We start from the raw sequence: 17,417 nt of genomic DNA on the forward strand, positions 1-17,417 counted from the left end.
GCATAGTCAGTAAGGCGCGGAGTCGAGATGTTAGATTTGCAAGGCGGCGGATTGTCGGGGGAGGACCCTCGCCAACGGACCAGCCTCGACCCCGATGATTGGCAAGCCCTGCGCCGGCAGGGCCACCGGATGCTCGACGACATGATCGACCATCTGGAAACGCTTTCCGAAAAGCCCGTCTGGCAGCCCGCGCCCTCATCAGTGCGCGCACTCTTCGATGCGCCCCTGCCCATCGAGCCCACTGAACTCTCCAATGTCCACGCCACCTTCCGCGACAATGTCCTGCCCTATGGCAGCGGCAATATCCATTCAGGCTTCATGGGCTGGGTGCAGGGTGGCGGCACGGCCGCCGGCATGCTGGCGGAGATGCTTGCCGGGGGGCTGAACGCCAATCTCGGCGGGCGTGACCACATGCCGATCGAAGTCGAGCGCCAGATCATCCGGTGGACGCAGCAGATATTCTCGTTTCCGGACACCGCCGGCGGCGTCTTTTTGACTGGAGCCTCACAGGCCAATTTTGTCGCCCTGCTGCTCGCAAAGACAAGAAAGCTAGGCACCGGCGTCCGCGCGACGGGGCTTCCAGGCGAACCGTGGCTTATGGCCTACGCATCGAGTGAAGTGCATGGCTGCGTGCCCCGCGCCGTCGAGATGTCGGGTATCGGCAGCGATCATCTCAGGCGCATTCCGGTCAATGCCGTCGGTCAGATCGACATCGAAGCCCTCGAGTGCGCCATCATTCGCGACAAGCAGGAGGGACATGCGCCATTCTTGCTTGTCGGAACGGCGGGAACCGTGAATACCGGTGCCGTCGACGATCTGATCGCCTTGCGACGCATCGCCGACGCCCATGATCTGCATTTCCACGTCGACGGTGCGTTGGGGGCGCTGGGTATCCTCTGCGACGATCTCGCGCATCTGTTCACGGGGATCGAGTCCTGCGATTCGCTCGCATTCGACTTCCACAAATGGGGCCAGGTGCCCTATGACGCCGGCTTCCTCCTCGTGCGGGACAGCGCCTGGCAGCGCCAGACATTCGCTTCGGAGGCTGCCTATCTCAGCCGCGCGGCCACAGGCCTGGCAGGCGGCGACTGGTGGCCCTGCGACTATGGTCCCGACCTGTCGCGCGGGTTTCGCGCGCTCAAGACCTGGTTCACTCTGAAGACCTACGGCATCAAGGCGCTGGCGGATTCGATGGCCGCCAATTGCACTCTTGCGCGCGATCTGGCCCATAGGGTCGAGCAGGAGCCCGCTTTGCGGCTGCTCGCTCCGGTCGCCCTCAACATTGTCTGCTTTGCCTATGTAGGCCCCATTGGCGATGCGCCGGCGGAGATCAACGCGCGGATCGTCGAAGATCTCCACGCTGAAGGACGCGTCGCCCCGTCCCTGACCCACATCAAAGGACAACCGGCTATCCGCGCGGCAATCGTGAACCACCGCACGCGGCAGACGGATATCGACGCGCTGATCCAGGGCGTCTTGAAACTCGGTTCCCGACAGGATTTGCTCCCATGCTGATGACCCGCGGCCTTGCTGCCGACCATGCCTCCGAGATCGCCGAAAACTCCAGCCGAATCATCGGGATGCACAAAATCGTCTCGCTTATCTATGCCGGCGGCGACGTGGCACCGATGTGGAGCGAGCTGACGCAACGCATCCGCGCTGACGCCACCGATGCCACCGCCTTGTTCGACCTGGCGACGATCCTGCAAACCATGGGCCGCGCCGATGAGGCACGCCAGATGTTCCGGAGCGCGGTGGAGCTGAAACAGGACTTCTGCGTGATCCATGGAAATGGACAGGGACCGCGATTGCTGGCCTTTGTGACACCTGGCGATTTCATGGCGAACACGCCGCTGGATTTCCTGCTGGTCGACAGCGACTGCGTTCTCTGGCTGCATTATGTGGATGCCGAGACGACTGAACTTGGCGACTTGCCGGCACACGACGTCGCCTTCATGGCGATCGGCGAATCCACCGAGAACGCCCCCGTATTGGCGCGGATGCGGACGCTGCTGGCCGATTTCGACGGCCCGATCATGAACAACGATCCGGAACTGGTCAGCCGGCTGACGCGTGATGGCGTGAGCGCCATGCTGGCCGGCGAACCTTCCATTCTGTCCCCAATCACCTATCGCGTACCGCGCGAGGATCTTGTCGCCGTCGGCGCGGGCGCGAAACAGCTCTACAAATGTGCGCCAGGACTTACCTTCCCGCTCGTCGTTCGACCGATCAGCACCCATGCCGGCCATGGAATGGAACGCATCGCCGACCCCTCGGGATTGTCGGCCTGGCTCGAGACGCAGGCGGCTCCGGAGATCTATGTCGCGCCCTTCATCGATTTTCGCGGCGCGGACGGCTTGTACAACAAGCAGCGCATCGTGTTCATCCAGGGCAAGGCTTTCGCCAGCCACATGGCGCTGTCCGAGCATTGGATCGTGCATTATCTCAGCGCTGGCATGGCGGAAAGCCCGGTAAAACGGGCGGTCGAACAGGCTTGGATGGAGGATTTCGACACCGATTTCGCGATCCGCCACAAGGACAGTTTCGACGCGCTTTACCGTCGCATCGGGCTCGATTACTTCGGCATCGACTGCGCGGAACTCCCCGACGGGCGCCTGCTGGTGTTCGAACTCGATGTGGCGATGGTGGTCCACAACATGGATAGCCCCGCCACCTATCCCTATAAGCAGGTGGCCATGCGCAAGCTGTTCGACGCCTTCATCGACTCGCTGCGGAACAAGGCGGCCGGTTAAGCCCCCTGCCCCAAAACGAAAAACCGCGCCTCCAGGGAAGGCGCGGTAAACTTTTTGCTCGGCTGTTGCCACCGGCGCAGAGCGCCGGCTCTTCCTATTAACGGAAGAGCGACAGGATCGACTGGCTCGAAGAGTTAGCGATCGAGAGCGACTGGACGGCCAGCTGCTGCTGCGTCTGCAGAGCCGAAAGCTTGCTGGACTCTTCTTCCATGTTTGCATCGACCAGCTTGCCAACGCCCGACTGGATCGAGTCGGAGAGCGAGGAAGCAAAGCTCGTCTGCAGGTCGATACGGGTCGAGATCGAGCCAAGGCGCGAGCCCATGCTGGTCATGGAGTTCAGAGCGGTCTGAACCATGTCGAGAGCGCTGGAGATCTGGCCGCCGGTCATGCCGGTGATATCCAGGCTGAACACCGAGTAGGAACCGGTGACCGTACCGAGAATACCGGAAGCAGTGTCGATCGTGCCAGAGTTGGAGCCGAACAGAACGTTGCCGGTTGCGCCGGAGTCGAACTTGTAGGACGTGGTGCTGACCGAAACGGTGCCGTTGGTGCCACGGATGAAGGAGGAAACGACCGAAGCGGAGTCGCCGCTGGCAGCCATGACCCAGTTTTCGCCGTTGAACGAAGCGGACTGCGCAACGCTCTGCAGCTGCTGCTGGAGCTGGCCGATTTCTTCCTGGACCGAGCCCTTGTCGACCGAGCCTTCCATGGCGGTGACGAGCTTGGACTTGATCTGGCTGACGATATCGAGAGCGCTGGTGACGGCGGTGGTTGCCGTGTCGACCTTGGCAGCGCCGAGGCCGAGGGCGTCGGAAACGGCGCCGATGGCGCTGTTGTCAGACTTCATCGAAGTAGAGATCGACCAATAGGCGGCGTTGTCGGAAGCCTTGGAGATACGCAGGCCGGACGAAACGGCGCTCTGCGTGTCCTGCAGGTTGCTGCTGATACCGCGCAGTGTCTGAAGGGCGCCCATTGCAGCGTTGTTGGTAAGAATGCTCGTCATGATATTTTGCCCCTTTGGCAGTGGTTAAATAAGGGACATTCCGGGTCTAAAAACCGGTAACGGCATTCAGCATCATGCCTGTTAACCCCAGTTGGTTATGGTTAACTCGCCGTTTCAATGACCCTAGAAAACAACAATATAGTTAAGAAAATCTGAACCTCGAAACAGCAAAAAATATAAAAAAAACCGCGCCTTAGAGAGGCGCGGTTAACTTATTGTTTAGGAATTTCAGCTGGCGCGGAACGCCAGTCCTACTTCTTAACGGAAGAGCGACAGGATCGACTGTGTCGAAGAGTTAGCGATCGAGAGCGACTGAATGGCCAGCTGCTGCTGCGTCTGCAGAGCCGAAAGCTTGCTGGACTCTTCTTCCATGTTTGCATCGACCAGCTTGCCAACGCCCGACTGGATCGAGTCGGAGAGCGAGGAAGCAAAAGTCGTCTGCAGGTCGATACGGCTGGAGATCGAGCCGAGCTTCGAACCCATGCTGGTCAACGAGTTCAGAGCAGTCTGAACCATGTTGAGGGCGCTAGAGATCTGGCCCGTGGTCATGCTCGAGATATCCAGGCTGAACACCGAGTAGGAACCGGTCTTGGTGCCGAGAATACCGGAAGCAGTGTCGATCGTGCCAGAGTTGGAGCCGAACAGAACGTTGCCGGTTGCGCCGGAGTCGAACTTGTAGGACGTGGTGCTGACCGAAACGGTGCCGTTGGTGCCGCGGATGAAGGAGGAAACGACCGAAGCGGAGTCACCGCTGGCAGCCATGACCCAGTTTTCGCCGTTGAACGAAGCGGACTGCGCAACGCTCTGCAGCTGCTGCTGGAGCTGGCCGATTTCTTCCTGGACTGCGCCCTTGTCAACCGAGCCTTCCATGGCGGTGACGAGCTTGTCCTTGATCTGGCCGACGACGTCGATGGCGCTGCTGACAGCGGTGGATGCCGTATCGACCTTGGCAGCGCCGAGGCCGAGGGCGTCGGAAACGGCGCCGATGGCGCTGTTGTCAGACTTCATCGAAGTAGAGATCGACCAATAGGCGGCGTTGTCGGAAGCCTTGGAGATACGCAGGCCGGACGAAACGGCGCTCTGCGTGTCCTGCAGGCTGCTGCTGATGCCACGCAACGTCTGCAGGGCAGCCATAGCGGAATTGTTGGTGTTAATGCTGGTCATGAGTGTGTCCCCTGGAAACTGAATACAAAAAGGAGGACATACCGGACTTCTAATACCGGCGATGACGGAGCGGCTTCATGCTCCTCGGCCCCATTTCCTAGGGGACCAAACCCGTCATGTCACGAGTAAGCTCGCATCCATTGCTTGCGAATTCCTTAAATCCGGGGGGCGCGGCAACGGATGTCCCAAACGTAGCTAACAGCGCGTAAACGAGCGGTTCATTCGCCGCTTCGGTTTCAGGCAAGCTACGCGCGCGATGATCCGGCGAATCCATGATGACGGTCCTCGGCCTCCAGCCGGTGCCTGTTCAACATTTCGCTCGGAGTTCTCGCTCGTGACTATCAAAAACGCCTTTGTGACAGCGTCCAATCTCTACCAGAAGGGGCAGTATACGCGCGCGCTCGAAACGTTGAACGAGCTGCTCAATAGCGATACATCGCCGAAGACCTACGCGCTGCTGGCAAAGACGCTGCTCAAGCTCGGCTTCAAATCGGACGCCGCCAAGGCTTATGAACTGGCGGGCAGGCAGAAGCCCCATCGCGAGGACTATCTGCGCGAAGCCCTGCTGCTGCATGCCGATTGCGGCAATGAGGACCAGGCGCTATCGATCGGCAGCCTGATCCTGCCGCTGGCCTTCAAGGATCCGGAGCTGGCCTATGCCCTCGTCCGCATTTTCCTGGGCCGCCAGCAAAAGGAGCTGCTGACCGGCTTCAAGACCGTGCTGGTCGACGGACCCGAGCTCAGGCACCGGCTGCTGGCCGCGAAACTGCTGACCGACAACCTTTACGACGAAAGCAACCGGCACATCGTCGCAACGCTGTTCAAGAACCATCCCGACAACATCGTCTTCCGCACGCTTTATCTGATCTTCGCGCGCGAAGTGTCCGACCTCGTAACGGTCGACAAGCACATGGCACCCGTGAAGACGGCGCTGGCCGCGGGCAATCTCGACCATGTGACGCCGGACAACCCCTTCTTCCATCTGCATTGGTGCGGCGACGAAGCGATCAACAAATTCGCCATCCACGACACGGTGCCGCTGCTGGTCGGACATGCCGAAGCACGCCGCAAGGCGCCGCATGCATGGGCTGACAAGATCCGCATCGGCTATCTCTCGGCGGACTTCTGGCCGGGCCACGCGACCATGAAGCTCCTGCAGCGCATATTGGAGTTGCACGACCGGAACCGGTTCGAGATCACCCTCTTCGACCATTCGCCATTGGCGTCGCAGCGAGAGGAAGAGTTCGACTATTCAAAATGGGGAGCGATGGTCGATATCCGCGGTCTCTCCGATCAGGCGGCGGCCGACGTCATTCGCGCCCGCGGCATCGACATTCTCGTCGATCTCAAGGGACACACCAAGGATAGCCGTGCGCGTATCCTCAACCATATGGCCGCGCCGATCCAGACGTCCTGGCTCGGCTTTCCCGGCTCCACCGTCAATATCGATCTCGACTACATCATCGGCGATCCCTACGTGCTGCCGGAACAGTCGAAGCCGCATTTCCACGAGAAGTTCTGCCGGCTGCCCGAAAGCTATCAGCCGAACGACCCGATCTATCGTCCGAAGCCACGGCCGACGACGCGCGCGCAGCATGGGCTGCCGGAAGACGCCTTCGTCTTCGCCTCGTTCAACGGCAACCGCAAGATCACCTCGCAGATGGTCGACGTCTGGTGCAATATCCTGAAGCGCACCAAGAACAGCGTGCTCTGGCTGCTGTGCAACGGCCCGCGCGCCGAGGCCAATCTCTGGGCGCGCCTGGAGGGGCGCGGCGTCAACCGCAAGCGCGTCGTCTTCACGACTCGTATTCGCTACGAAGACCACATCGATCGCCAGCAGCTTGCTGATCTCGGTCTCGACACCTTCCCTGTCAACGGCCATACGACGACCTCAGAGCAGCTCTGGGGCGGCCTGCCGGTGTTGACGATGAAGGGCACGAACTTCGCCTCGCGCGTCAGCGAAAGCCTGCTCAACGCCATCGGCGTGCCGGAACTGGTCGCCGCCGATGTCCAGGCCTATGAGGATATGGCCGTGGCGTTTGCCGGAGAGCCGGAGCGCGCCGCCAGGCTCAAGGGCGTGCTCGCCGCCAACCGCTATATCAAACCGCTCTTCGACGCCGAACGCTTCACCAGCCATCTGGAGACGGCCTATGGGATGATGGTCGAGCGCGCCAAGCAAGGTCTCGCTCCGGATCACATGGATGTGCCGGCGCTGCCCGTACGCACCGAACCGTTCCTGATCGAGGACGGGAGCGCGGCGGCAATCGCCGCCGAATAGGAACGCTTGGTCATCGGGGCATTACCCCGATGACCTAAAGGCCTACAGGCTTTGGGTCCGCTGGCTTCAGCTTGTCAGTGGAAAGAGCGCACCAGGCTGCCGACCAGCAGGTTCCAGCCGTCGATCAGCACGAAGAACAGAATCTTGAAGGGCAACGAAATCGATGTCGGCGGCAGCATCATCATGCCCATTGCCATGACGATGGTCGAGACGATCAGGTCGATGACCAGAAACGGCAGCACGACCAGAAAGCCGATTTCAAAACCACGACGGATCTCCGAAATCATGAAGGCGGGGATCAGGACGCGGTAGTCAATCTTGTTGTCGATCACCACCGTCTGCCCGCGCTCTTTCGCCAGGTCGACGAAGAGCTTGATGTCCTTGTCGCGCGTGTTGTTCGCCATGAAGGTGCGGAAAGGCTCGGCGATACGCATGACCGCATCCGCTTCCGAGATCTGATTGGCAAGCAGCGGCTGCGCCCCATCCTTCCAGGCCTGATCGAAGGTCGGCGACATGACGTAGAAGGTCATGAACAGCGCCAGGCTGAGCAGGATCATGTTCGATGGTGTGGTCGCCAGACCCATGCCCGAGCGCAGGATCGAAAATGCGATGATGAAGCGCGGAAAGCTCGTCACCATGATGAGGATGCCGGGCGCGATCGACAGGATCGTCAGCAGCCCGAAAGTGCGGATGATCCAGGCCGCGACCGATCCATTCACCGGGGTATTCAGGAGATCCGTTGGAATCTGTTGCGACAATTGCTGCGCCATCGCCAGTTCAGGCGACAATATAGCAAATACTAATGTAGATAAAATAAGTAATAATCGAATCATTCGATCACGAAAGTCCTGAACATGACTTTCGATACGCGTCCTTCGGAGCGCAGGTCAACACGTTCCTGAAGGTCATCCCGAAGATATTGCAGACCGCGGGGACCTTCGATCTGTTGCAGCGACACGGTGCGGACGTAGGCGAGCACATCTTCATGGATCGCCTGGGCGAGCTGCGCGTCCGGCTGGCCCTTGAACACCAGCGCGATTTCCAGCCTGATCCAGTTCTGCGAGGGATAGCCGAGATTGGTGATGATTGGATCGAGCTGAACGATATTGTTCGATTCCACCGGGGCTATTGCCTGCTTTTCACCATCGGCCGCCGATGAGGAAGCCTGCACGGCGGCCGTTGCCGCCTTGATCTTCGGCGCGACTACAGTGCCGAGAAACCAACCGCCGCCGCCGCCAAGGACGGTCAGGGCGAGCAGTCCGACGATGGTCATGACCAGCGGCGATCCCTTGCTGTTTGCCGATGCGTCTGCGGCTTCTGCCATGTCTGTTACCTGCCCGTTCCCAAAATCCCGTGTACTACGCAGCCGTCAGAGCGGCGACAGCAGATCGACCGCCTGTTGACCGCTCGGCGGCTGCTGAATTTCCGTCAGGCGGCCGCGGCCACCGTAGGAAATACGCGCCTCGGCGATCTTGTCGTAGGAAATCGTGTTGTCCGCGGTGACGTCCTGCGGCCGCACGATGCCGGCGACGTTGAGAATGCGGATTTCCTGGTTCATGCGAACTTCCTGCGAACCGCTGATCATCAGGTTGCCGTTCTCGAGAATGCCAGTCACGACGGCGGCGACGAGCAGGGTAATCTGCTCGGACCGCTGCATCTTGCCCTTGGCGTCGGTGCTGGTGTCTGAGCCCGAGGTTGCGTCGGCCTTGGTGCTTGGCGTCCAGCCGAAGATCCTGGCGGCAATGTCCCAGTTCATGTCGCTCTTGTTCGTGCGATTGCGATTGGTCTCGTTGTCCCAGTTCGCCTTGTCATTGATCTGGATATTGACGGTCAGGATATCGCCGACATTGAGCGCGCGCGAGTCCTTGAAAAGGGCCGCCTGCGAATCGTTCCAGAGCGAATAGCCCTGCGCGACCTGGTGCGGCCGTTTCGGATATTGCGACATCTGCGGCGTCTGCGCATATTGCAGGCCGCTGCCGATGGGGCTCATGGCCGGCGCCCGGCCGATTTCCTTAAGAGCCTGCGGCGACTGGCAGCCGGCGAGTAAGGCGACGATCGCGCAGGTGGCCGTAAGACGCATGTTCATGAAGGGTCCTTCGACTTCGATGTATTCGGATCAGACGCGCTGGCCATGATGTTGGTGACGGCTGCCGCCTTCTGCACATCCATCTCCGCCAAAACGAGACTCGCCTGGCGCGGCGAGAGTTTCATGATGATCGCCGCCGCTATGGTGACCTTGACGCCGTCAAGGCTCGCCGCCGCCGCATCGGGCTTCATGTTCTTGTAGACGTCGACCAGACCGGCATCGGCGCTTTTCAGAAAGTCGTCGCGGCGCTTCAGCCAGTCTTCATATTCCGCCTTGCGCTGATCCATGGTGGCGATGCGCTGATTGACGTCGGCCTGCAGCTTTTCAAGCTCCTGCTTTTGCAGCAGATAGCGCTGGTCGCGGGCCGGATCGGCGATATTGGTGCAGAACTGCCTGATTTCGTCCTGGCTGGATGCCGGATCAACGATCGGTTTCCGTGCTTCCTGCGCCGCGCAGGCGCAGACGGACAGCAGCAGGGCGACCATGCCCGTAGAGCAGGCATTCAGCATCTTTCGGGCGATAGCGATCGAGATCATTGCAGCACGAGCTCCGCTTGCAGGGCGCCGGCCGATTTGATGCCTTGCAGGATGGCGATGATGCCGTCCGGCTTGACGCCGATATTGTTCAGGCCGGAGACGAGTGTCTTCAGGTCAGGCCCCTGGAGCATGGCGACACCGCCACCGCTCTTGGTCGCCGTAATATCTGTCTGGTCCTGGATAGCCGTCTGGCCGTCGGAGAAGGGTTCCGGCTGGATAACCTGCGGATTTTCGCTGACCTGGACCGTCAGGGTGCCGTAGCTGACCGCGACCGGCGAGACACGGACATCGGCACCGATGACGATCGTTCCGGTGCGCTCGTTGATGACGACCTTGGCCGGCGTATCGGTCTGGACGGCGAGATTTTCGATATCCGCCATCAGCCGCGTCAAGTCCGCCATCTTCGGCTTGCTGATCGCAACCTCCTGCGAATCCTTCGCCTCCGCGATCGGCGCGCCGAAGCGCGAGGTCGCCCATGCGTTGACCGTATCGGTTATGCGAACCGAGGTGGAAAAGTCCGGGTTGCGCAATTGCAGGACGAGATTGACGGAATCCTTGAAGCGCGACGGCAGCTCACGTTCGATAATGGCGCCGCCCGGCACGCGGCCGGCGGTGGTGGTGCCTTCGGTGACGCTGGCGGCCGCCCCTTGCGCCTGGAAGCCCGAAACGATGACGGAGCCCTGCGCCACGGCATAGATCTGCCCGTCGGCGCCGCTGAGCGAGGTCATGATCAGCGTGCCGCCGCGAAGCGAGGTCGCGTCGCCGAGCGAGCTGACCGTGACGTCGATGCGGCTGCCGGGGCTGGCGAAGGGCGGCAGGTTGGCCGTGACCATCACGGCGGCGGTATTCTTGGCGGCGGACTGGCCGCCCTGCGTTGAAATGCCGAGATTCTGCAGCATTGCGCGCATGGATTGCTCGGTGAAGGGCGAAGACCGCAAGCCGTCGCCGGACCCCTGCAGACCGACGATCAGGCCGTAGCCGATCAGCTGGTTGTCGCGGCCGGCCTGCAACGAGGCGATATCCTTGATGCGCGATTGCATCGCAAGCGCCGGATCGGAGACGACCAGGCTGGGCAATGCCATCAGAACCGCGAGAAAAAGACGAAGGCTTCTCATTTCGAGACCACGCGGATCGTGCCATTTTCGAGGACAGTGCCGTTGACGATGATGCCGGAATCCAGATTGCGGGCGCGCACGCTGTCGCCGACCGCGCCGTCATCCAGGGGCGTTCCGGCCGCGGTGATCGTCATGCTGCCCATGCTCATCACCAGTCGGGCGTTCGAGCCGCGCGTCACGGCAAAGGGCTGGCGCAAGGAGGAAATCGAGATGGTCCGGCCGGGCAGAAGCGTGCGCTTCGATACCCTGCCCGTCACGTCCCGGATCGTCCGGGCGTAGTCGCCGGTCAGGTTTGGGTTGGTGACATCGACTTCCTCGAGCTGGCCGCTGCCGATAATATCGCCGGGATAGATCACCTCGGTCGGCACCACGGCGGTACCCATGCTGGTTCCATCGACACCCGTTGCGCCGGCGGAGAAGGCCGGCGCGAACATGACGGATAGGCCCGCTGCGGCGAACCAGGCCATTGCTAAGCTTTTCATCCGGCGAAACCTCATGTTCGGCCCGTCCCTCTATTACTTCAGGTTTTTGCTGACGATCTGCGCCATGTCGTCGGCGGTGGTGATGACCTTGGAATTCATCTCGTAGGCGCGCTGCGCCGTGATCAGGTCTGTGATTTCCTTGACCGGATCGACGTTCGAGGATTCCAGATAGCCCTGCTTCATATAGGCAAAGCCATTTTCGTTCGGGTCGGAGACGACGGGGTCGCCGGAGGCCGGCGTTTGGGTGAAGAGGTTGCTGCCCATCGGCTGCAGACCGGCCTCGTTGACGAAATTGGCGATCTGCAACTGGCCGAGAACCGTCGGCGTCGTTGCCGTGCCGATTGTCGCCGAGACCTGGCCGGATTGGTTGATGACGACGTTGCTGGCATTGCTCGGGATGGTAATGCCGGGCTGCAGCACGTTGCCGTCGGGTGTGACCATCTGGCCGGTATCGCTCTTGTTGAAGGAGCCGGCGCGCGTATAGGCTGTCGTGCCGTCAGGCATCTGGATCTGGAACCAGCCACGTCCGACAAGCGCGACGTCGAGATCGTTCGACGTCTGCGACAGCTCGCCTTGTATCTGGATGTTGCGCACGGCCGTTGTCTGCACACCGAGGCCGATATTGGCGCCTTCCGGCACCACCGCCTGGTTCGGCCGGTTGGCGATGCCCTTGGCGCGCTCGGTCTGGTACAGAAGGTCCGAGAACTCGGCGCGGGAACGCTTGTAGCCCGTCGTGTTGATGTTCGCGATGTTGTTCGCGATCACTTCGAGATTGGTCTGCTGGGCGTCCATGCCCGTCGCGGCAATAGCGAGCGCTCTCATGTTTTCGTCCTTCGGTCTGGAGCGCGATCCCGGAAGCCGCCAAGCGGCTTTGGAACAGGAACACGCCAAGTCACATAGTTTGAGCGGAGCAATCCGCCCTAGATCTGCATTTTCGTAATATCGAGGAAGGCGGAGACCATTTTGTCGCGCAGCGCGATTGCCGTCTGCAGCGTCTGATCCGCCTGCATGACCTTATCGACCACTTCGCGGGTGCTCATCGTGCCCTTGATGCCGGCAAAGGAGGCATTTTCGGCTTCCTTCAGCGTGCTGACCGTATTCTTCGCAACATCGGACATGACCGATGCGAAGCTGCCGACAGCGGAGCTTCCGATTGCCGTTTCCGGCGTCGATGCGATCGCGTTGGATGCGGCGGAACTCAGATCCGTGGCGATGCTGCCGAGGCCACGGGTTGCCGAGAGGGAGGAGACATTCTTGATAGCGTCAATCATTATGAATTCTTCAACAGATCGATGGTGGAGGAGATGAGGTCGCGTGCCTGCCGGACCGTCTGAAGATTGGCCTCGTAGGAGCGATTGGCCTCGCGCATGTCGGCCATTTCCACGAGGATGTTGACGTTGGGCATCTTGACGTAACCCTTCTGGTCCGCCGCCGGATTGTCCGGGTCGTATTGCTCGACGAACTTGCCAGTATCCTCGCCCATCTTCTTTACCCCGACCGTTGTCACGCCATTGGCGCGATCGAGTTCGGCGCCGAAGGTCACCGTCTTGCGGCGATAGGGATCGGCGCCGGGCGTATCGCCCGTCGAACGGGCGTTGGCGATATTTTCGGAGACGACGCGCAGGCGGGTCGACTGAGCCTCCAGGCCGGAGCCCGCAATCTTCAATGCGGCAGATAAGGGATCCATGACATCTTCACTTCATCTATTGTTTTACGGTCATCAACATCATGCGATGAAAGGAGCTGACGAGAGCGGTGTTCAAGCTGTACTGGCGCTTGATCTCGCCCGATTTGGCGAGTTCGTCTTCCAGGCCGACGGTGTTACCCGATTCCTGGACACCAATTTCCTGGTTGAGCGACGCTTCCTCGACGTTAATGTCGCCGCTCTGGCTGAATTCGTTGCCGGAGAGATGCGCCGGATTGGTCTTCGCCATGCCGACATTCTGGTTGTCCAGAACAGCCTGGAACGGCGTTACGTCCTTGGCACGAAACTTCGGGGTATTGGCATTGGCGATGTTGCCGGCAACAACCTCCTGGCGCGTCTGAAGCCACTCGGCTTGCCGCGAGGCCAGGTCAAAGAGTTGAATGGGTTGCATGGGCTTCTCTCCGTTCTTACACCAGGGACATTAGAGGGATAATCTTGCGTGGGACTTGCGGTGGTCGCGTTCTTGCGGAAGTCTTTAAAAGGCCCGGCATGCGGGCGATTTCGAGCATTTACTCATGGCTGTAAACGTCGCCGGTGGAGGTAACGATCACCCATTTTCCGTCGCGTTGCTCGATGGTCGCCAGGCGGCTGTTATCGGGCAGGAGCGAGCCGACGCGCACAACGAACATGCCGTTGTCATCCTCGATCAGCGCCCGGCCGTTTGCGACGTGCAGCAGATGGAAGGGCGACTTGCCGGGGAACGGCTGATCTTCCGCCGGCGGGCCCTTGTCATCCTCGCGCCCGACACTGCTGACCGTCGCCGTCGTCAGCGGATCGGGGATCATATCCTTCGGCTCGCCCGGATTCTTGTTGACCATGGCAAGCGGCGAGACACTGACGATCTCGCGCCCTGGCCAGTTCGGCAGATCTCGCGTCCGGTCGCCCTCGGCGACCTGAATGCCGAACTTGTCCGGGTTCAGAAATACGTACCACGGGAAGAAGGCCGAGATACCGGCGAGCACCAGGCCGGTGCAGGCCAGCGCCTTGTCGGTGACGGTCCGCCTTTTCGCCGGCTTCGGCGGAGCGACCGGCTCGTCTGCATCGGATTCTCTCACGTCAGCCTCTCTTTGCCGGTGTGGTGGCGACCGCGCCATTTTTCAGAGCGGTCGCCAGATCGGTGAAGGCGTCGACCGAGGGCCGCTCGCCGGGGGTCTGCTTCAGGATCTCGTAGATGATCGGCACCTGACGGACGGCGATATCGAGATCCGCGTCGGCGCCCTGGCGGTATCCGCCGATCAGGCGCAGGTCACGCGTTTCCTCGTAACGGTGCACGAGCGCCTTCAGGCGCGACACCAGCTTTTCCTGATCCGGCGTCCAGGCCTTGCGCGCTAAGCGCGACACCGAGGCCAGCGGGTCGATTGGCGGATAGCGTCCCTCTTCTGCAAGAGAGCGCTGCAGGACGATGTGACCGTCAAGAATGCCGCGGGTGGAATCGGCGATCGGGTCATTGTGATTGTCGCCGTCGACGAGGATGGAAATGATCGCGGTGATCGTGCCCGTGCCTTCCGGCCCTGGCCCCGCCCGTTCCAGAAGGCGCGGCAGCTCGGTGAAGACGGAAGCCGGATAGCCGCGCGCGATCGGCGGCTCGCCGGATGCGGTCGCAACCTCGCGGATGGCGTGGGCAAAGCGGGTGACACTGTCGACGATCAAAAGCACATTGTCGCCCTGATCGCGGAAATGCTCGGCGATGGTGATCGCCGATAGCGGCGCCATCTTGCGCAGCATCGGGCTCTCGTCGCTGGTTGCAACAACCGCGACCGACTTCTTCATGTGGGAACCGAGCGTATCCTCGATGAATTCACGGACTTCGCGGCCGCGCTCGCCGACCAGCGCGATCACCACCTTGTCGAAGGCATCGGCGCGGGCGAGCATCGACAGCAGCGTCGATTTGCCGACGCCGGAGCCGGCAAAAATGCCGAGACGCTGGCCGAGGCAGAGCGGCGAGAAGATATCGATGGCGCGCACGCCGGTCTTGAAGCCCGTCTCGACGCGCTTGCGCGTCATGGAGGGCGGCGCGGTATTGGAGATCGAGCGCGGCTGCGTGCCCGCCGTCAGTGGCCCCAGGCCATCGATCGGCTCGCCCAGCGAATTGATGGTGCGCCCGCACCAGCTTTCCGACGGCGCGATGCGGAAGGCGCCCTTGCGGATGACAGTGTCGTGGATACCGATCGGCTCGCCCGGCTCGATCGGACAGACATAGGTCAATTCCGGTTCGACGCGCACGACCTCACCGAGATGGATGCCGGTCGCCGAACGATGGGCAACGAACTCGCCAAGGCGCACATGCCTGGAAAGACCGGCGACGGTGTAGTGCCCGGCCGCGATCGTCCGCACATGGCCGCCATGGGCGACCGCGTTTTCCGTCATCGCATATTGCTCCGCCAGCGCGGCCATATGCGGCAGCCTTGGGGACAAAGCCCCCTCCGGCATCCGGTCCTCGAACATGATCCGCCCTTCTTACTGGCTGCCGCCGAGGGTCTTGATCGCTTCCGAGAGCGTGCTTTCGCTGCTGTTGGTGAGCGACGTGATGTTGTCGAAGGCGCGGCTGACCTCGATCAGTTCGGTCATTTCCCGCAGGCCGTTGACGTTGGAATTCTCGAGATAGCCCTGTGCGACACCGATATTGGAGCGGTCGATTACCGGCTGTGGCGTTTCCGTGGGCAGCACGCCGCTGTTGTTGTAGCGCAGGAAACCCTTGGTGACGTCAGCGTTGTAAAGCCCGATCTGGCCGACCTGCTTGTCGTTCTGCGAAATCGTGCCATTCGAGGCGACAGTCGGCGCCCCGCCGGTGGGATCTAGCTGGATCGGTGCACCGCCGGGATCGAGCACCGGATAGCCGCGTGCCGAGACCAGAGCGCCGCTGTCTGTCATCGTAAAACGGCCGTCACGCGTCAGCACCAGGCCGGCCGGCGTATTGAGGCCGAACCAGGCTTCGCCCTTGACGGCAAAATCGAGAAGATTGCCGGTGTTCTGCAATTCGCCATTGCTGGTGGAGAGATAATCATTGCCCTGCGAGACGAAGGCGACCTTGGCGTTGAGCTTGTTTTCGGTGTTGCTGAGCACCTGATTGAACTTGACCTCGGTGCCACGGAAACCGGTGGTGTTCACGTTGGCCATGTTGTCGGCGACCGTCGTCAGACGCCGCTCGAGCGCCATCTGCGATGACAGCGACACATAAATACCAGACTGCATTTTCAACGCCCTCCGGACATTGGAGAATAACGGGACAGGAAACGCCCGATAGCGCGGCGCTCCAACATGTCGTTAGCCGGGCATAGATGCCCTTAGCCGTTACTGTGCCGACATTGGCTTGTGCGAGGCTGACACGACAAAAGGCCCGCTGACTGACGTGTCGAACAGCCTCACGCAAGGCAGGTTTCCTAGTTGATTTGAGGAAGCAACGTTCAGGTGTGGACCGGCGATGAATATTATTATCGGATTTGTAGTGACCTGCGGCTGCATCATTGGCAGCTTCATGGCGATGGGCGGGGATGTGAACGCGCTGTTCCAGCCCTTCGAATTTGTCATCATCGCGGGCGCCGGCATCGGCGGCTTCATCATGGCCAATCCGATGAAGGTCCTGAAAGACTCCGGCAAGGCGCTGGGCGAAGCCTTCAGGCATGCGGTTCCCAAGGAGCGCGACTATCTCGACACCCTCGGCGTACTCTACGCACTGATGCGGGACCTGCGCACCAAGTCGCGCAACGAGATCGAAGCCCATATCGACAATCCGGACGAATCGGTGATCTTCCAGGCCGCTCCGACGGTGCTGAAGAACCGGGACCTGACGGCCTTCATCTGCGATTACGTCCGCCTCATCATCATCGGCAATGCCCGCTCGCACGAGATCGAGGCGCTGATGGACGAGGAAATCAACACCATCCAGCATGACAAGATGAAGCCCTATCACGCAATCACGATCATGGGCGATTCCTTCCCGGCCATCGGTATTGTCGCGGCCGTCCTCGGCGTCATCAAGGCCATGAGCCACATCAACGAATCGCCGGAGGTGCTCGGGCACCTGATCGGCTCGGCGCTGGTCGGCACCTTCCTCGGCATCATCCTGTCCTACTCCGTCTGCGCGCCGCTGGTGTCGCAGATCAAGATCGTGCGCAACAAGCAGCACCGCCTCTACGTGATCGTGAAGCAGACGCTGCTCGCCTACATGAACGGCTCCGTGCCGCAGGTGGCGCTGGAATACGGCCGCAAGACGATCTCCTCCTACGAGCGGCCGTCCATCGACGCGGTCGAGCAGGAAATGATGAACCCCGGCGGTGAAAGCAAGGCAGCGTGAC

19 protein-coding genes are annotated in these 17,417 nt (G+C 61.0%); 4 read left to right on the top strand and 15 right to left on the bottom strand.

From position 1 onward, the window contains the following. Positions 1–27 precede the first annotated feature (27 nt). Both AC1RO0_RS21625 and AC1RO0_RS21630 read left to right on the top strand, forming a co-directional pair. The gene (locus AC1RO0_RS21625; RefSeq protein WP_498594836.1) at positions 28–1,515 is read left to right on the top strand and encodes a pyridoxal phosphate-dependent decarboxylase family protein; all 1,488 of its coding nucleotides are present in this window, start codon (positions 28–30) and stop codon (positions 1,513–1,515) included. Further along, the gene (locus AC1RO0_RS21630; RefSeq protein ID WP_498594837.1) at positions 1,509–2,753 is read left to right on the top strand and encodes an ATP-grasp domain-containing protein; all 1,245 of its coding nucleotides are present in this window, start codon (positions 1,509–1,511) and stop codon (positions 2,751–2,753) included. Before AC1RO0_RS21625 ends, AC1RO0_RS21630 begins: the two co-directional genes overlap by 7 nt. A gap of 97 nt (positions 2,754–2,850) precedes the next feature. Here AC1RO0_RS21630 and AC1RO0_RS21635 read toward each other — a convergent pair whose 3' ends face one another. Together AC1RO0_RS21635 and AC1RO0_RS21640 are read right to left on the bottom strand one after the other, a co-directional pair. Continuing rightward, positions 2,851–3,756, bottom strand: a complete 906-nt coding sequence (locus AC1RO0_RS21635; protein ID WP_498594838.1) for a flagellin N-terminal helical domain-containing protein — start codon at positions 3,754–3,756, stop codon at positions 2,851–2,853. A gap of 258 nt (positions 3,757–4,014) precedes the next feature. Further along, positions 4,015–4,920 carry a flagellin N-terminal helical domain-containing protein gene (locus tag AC1RO0_RS21640; RefSeq protein ID WP_498594839.1) on the bottom strand — a complete coding sequence of 302 codons (906 nt, stop codon included), beginning with the start codon at positions 4,918–4,920 and terminating at the stop codon, positions 4,015–4,017. A 334-nt stretch (positions 4,921–5,254) separates the two neighbouring features. Between AC1RO0_RS21640 and AC1RO0_RS21645 the strand changes: the two genes are divergently transcribed. Next, positions 5,255–7,198, top strand: a complete 1,944-nt coding sequence (locus AC1RO0_RS21645) for an O-linked N-acetylglucosamine transferase, SPINDLY family protein (RefSeq protein WP_498594840.1) — start codon at positions 5,255–5,257, stop codon at positions 7,196–7,198. A gap of 74 nt (positions 7,199–7,272) precedes the next feature. Here AC1RO0_RS21645 and fliP read toward each other — a convergent pair whose 3' ends face one another. The 13 genes from fliP to flgF form a co-directional block, all read right to left on the bottom strand. Continuing rightward, positions 7,273–8,031, bottom strand: coding sequence for a flagellar type III secretion system pore protein FliP (gene fliP, locus AC1RO0_RS21650; protein ID WP_498594841.1), 759 nt, complete (start codon positions 8,029–8,031; stop codon positions 7,273–7,275). Then, on the bottom strand, positions 8,028–8,522 hold the full coding sequence (locus AC1RO0_RS21655; RefSeq protein WP_498594842.1) for a flagellar basal body-associated FliL family protein: 495 nt from the start codon (positions 8,520–8,522) through the stop codon (positions 8,028–8,030). The genes fliP and AC1RO0_RS21655 overlap by 4 nt, the downstream gene beginning before the upstream one ends. 45 nt (positions 8,523–8,567) lie before the next feature. Next, complete coding sequence (flgH, locus tag AC1RO0_RS21660) at positions 8,568–9,284, bottom strand: flagellar basal body L-ring protein FlgH (protein ID WP_498594843.1); 717 nt, start codon at positions 9,282–9,284, stop codon at positions 8,568–8,570. Beyond that, positions 9,281–9,820 (bottom strand): MotE family protein, encoded by a 540-nt coding sequence (locus AC1RO0_RS21665; RefSeq protein WP_498594844.1) that lies wholly within the window; start codon positions 9,818–9,820, stop codon positions 9,281–9,283. Before AC1RO0_RS21665 ends, flgH begins: the two co-directional genes overlap by 4 nt. Continuing rightward, on the bottom strand, positions 9,817–10,935 hold the full coding sequence (locus AC1RO0_RS21670) for a flagellar basal body P-ring protein FlgI (protein WP_498594845.1): 1,119 nt from the start codon (positions 10,933–10,935) through the stop codon (positions 9,817–9,819). Before AC1RO0_RS21670 ends, AC1RO0_RS21665 begins: the two co-directional genes overlap by 4 nt. Continuing rightward, a complete protein-coding gene (flgA, locus tag AC1RO0_RS21675) occupies positions 10,932–11,417 on the bottom strand; it encodes a flagellar basal body P-ring formation chaperone FlgA (RefSeq protein ID WP_498594846.1) in 486 nt (161 codons plus the stop codon). Before flgA ends, AC1RO0_RS21670 begins: the two co-directional genes overlap by 4 nt. 33 nt (positions 11,418–11,450) lie before the next feature. After that, positions 11,451–12,239, bottom strand: a complete 789-nt coding sequence (gene flgG, locus AC1RO0_RS21680; protein ID WP_007695760.1) for a flagellar basal-body rod protein FlgG — start codon at positions 12,237–12,239, stop codon at positions 11,451–11,453. Between the two features lie 98 nt (positions 12,240–12,337). Continuing rightward, on the bottom strand, positions 12,338–12,688 hold the full coding sequence (gene fliE, locus AC1RO0_RS21685; protein ID WP_007695750.1) for a flagellar hook-basal body complex protein FliE: 351 nt from the start codon (positions 12,686–12,688) through the stop codon (positions 12,338–12,340). Continuing rightward, positions 12,688–13,104 carry a flagellar basal body rod protein FlgC gene (gene flgC / locus AC1RO0_RS21690; RefSeq protein WP_007695748.1) on the bottom strand — a complete coding sequence of 139 codons (417 nt, stop codon included), beginning with the start codon at positions 13,102–13,104 and terminating at the stop codon, positions 12,688–12,690. Before flgC ends, fliE begins: the two co-directional genes overlap by 1 nt. A 16-nt stretch (positions 13,105–13,120) precedes the next feature. Continuing rightward, positions 13,121–13,513 carry a flagellar basal body rod protein FlgB gene (gene flgB, locus AC1RO0_RS21695; protein ID WP_007695746.1) on the bottom strand — a complete coding sequence of 131 codons (393 nt, stop codon included), beginning with the start codon at positions 13,511–13,513 and terminating at the stop codon, positions 13,121–13,123. A gap of 118 nt (positions 13,514–13,631) precedes the next feature. Next, on the bottom strand, positions 13,632–14,177 hold the full coding sequence (locus AC1RO0_RS21700) for a flagellar protein (RefSeq protein ID WP_498594847.1): 546 nt from the start codon (positions 14,175–14,177) through the stop codon (positions 13,632–13,634). Between the two features lies 1 nt (position 14,178). Next, a complete protein-coding gene (gene fliI / locus AC1RO0_RS21705) occupies positions 14,179–15,567 on the bottom strand; it encodes a flagellar protein export ATPase FliI (protein WP_498594848.1) in 1,389 nt (462 codons plus the stop codon). A 12-nt stretch (positions 15,568–15,579) separates the two neighbouring features. Then, positions 15,580–16,314 carry a flagellar basal-body rod protein FlgF gene (gene flgF, locus AC1RO0_RS21710; RefSeq protein ID WP_498594849.1) on the bottom strand — a complete coding sequence of 245 codons (735 nt, stop codon included), beginning with the start codon at positions 16,312–16,314 and terminating at the stop codon, positions 15,580–15,582. 229 nt (positions 16,315–16,543) lie between these two features. Here flgF and motA point away from each other — a divergent pair, with 229 nt between their 5' ends. Then, a complete protein-coding gene (gene motA / locus AC1RO0_RS21715) occupies positions 16,544–17,416 on the top strand; it encodes a flagellar motor stator protein MotA (protein ID WP_007695731.1) in 873 nt (290 codons plus the stop codon). The last annotated feature ends 1 nt before the right edge of the window (position 17,417 follow it).

This window comes from Rhizobium sp. GW821-FHT14E12, assembly GCF_058803745.1.

Bases quoted from the DNA above. Each gene is read 5' to 3' on its own strand.
- flgF (WP_498594849.1), bottom strand. From the start codon at position 16,314: ATGCAGTCTGGTATTTATGTGTCGCTGTCATCGCAGATGGCGCTCGAG.
- fliI (WP_498594848.1), bottom strand. From the start codon at position 15,567: ATGTTCGAGGACCGGATGCCGGAGGGGGCTTTGTCCCCAAGGCTGCCG.
- AC1RO0_RS21635 (WP_498594838.1), bottom strand. From the start codon at position 3,756: ATGACGAGCATTCTTACCAACAACGCTGCAATGGGCGCCCTTCAGACA.
- flgC (WP_007695748.1), bottom strand. From the start codon at position 13,104: ATGGATCCCTTATCTGCCGCATTGAAGATTGCGGGCTCCGGCCTGGAG.
- AC1RO0_RS21655 (WP_498594842.1), bottom strand. From the start codon at position 8,522: ATGGCAGAAGCCGCAGACGCATCGGCAAACAGCAAGGGATCGCCGCTG.
- flgA (WP_498594846.1), bottom strand. From the start codon at position 11,417: ATGAAAAGCTTAGCAATGGCCTGGTTCGCCGCAGCGGGCCTATCCGTC.
- flgH (WP_498594843.1), bottom strand. From the start codon at position 9,284: ATGAACATGCGTCTTACGGCCACCTGCGCGATCGTCGCCTTACTCGCC.
- fliP (WP_498594841.1), bottom strand. From the start codon at position 8,031: ATGATTCGATTATTACTTATTTTATCTACATTAGTATTTGCTATATTG.
- motA (WP_007695731.1), top strand. From the start codon at position 16,544: ATGAATATTATTATCGGATTTGTAGTGACCTGCGGCTGCATCATTGGC.
- AC1RO0_RS21640 (WP_498594839.1), bottom strand. From the start codon at position 4,920: ATGACCAGCATTAACACCAACAATTCCGCTATGGCTGCCCTGCAGACG.
- AC1RO0_RS21625 (WP_498594836.1), top strand. From the start codon at position 28: ATGTTAGATTTGCAAGGCGGCGGATTGTCGGGGGAGGACCCTCGCCAA.
- flgB (WP_007695746.1), bottom strand. From the start codon at position 13,513: ATGCAACCCATTCAACTCTTTGACCTGGCCTCGCGGCAAGCCGAGTGG.
- AC1RO0_RS21665 (WP_498594844.1), bottom strand. From the start codon at position 9,820: ATGATCTCGATCGCTATCGCCCGAAAGATGCTGAATGCCTGCTCTACG.
- AC1RO0_RS21630 (WP_498594837.1), top strand. From the start codon at position 1,509: ATGCTGATGACCCGCGGCCTTGCTGCCGACCATGCCTCCGAGATCGCC.
- flgG (WP_007695760.1), bottom strand. From the start codon at position 12,239: ATGAGAGCGCTCGCTATTGCCGCGACGGGCATGGACGCCCAGCAGACC.
- AC1RO0_RS21670 (WP_498594845.1), bottom strand. From the start codon at position 10,935: ATGAGAAGCCTTCGTCTTTTTCTCGCGGTTCTGATGGCATTGCCCAGC.
- fliE (WP_007695750.1), bottom strand. From the start codon at position 12,688: ATGATTGACGCTATCAAGAATGTCTCCTCCCTCTCGGCAACCCGTGGC.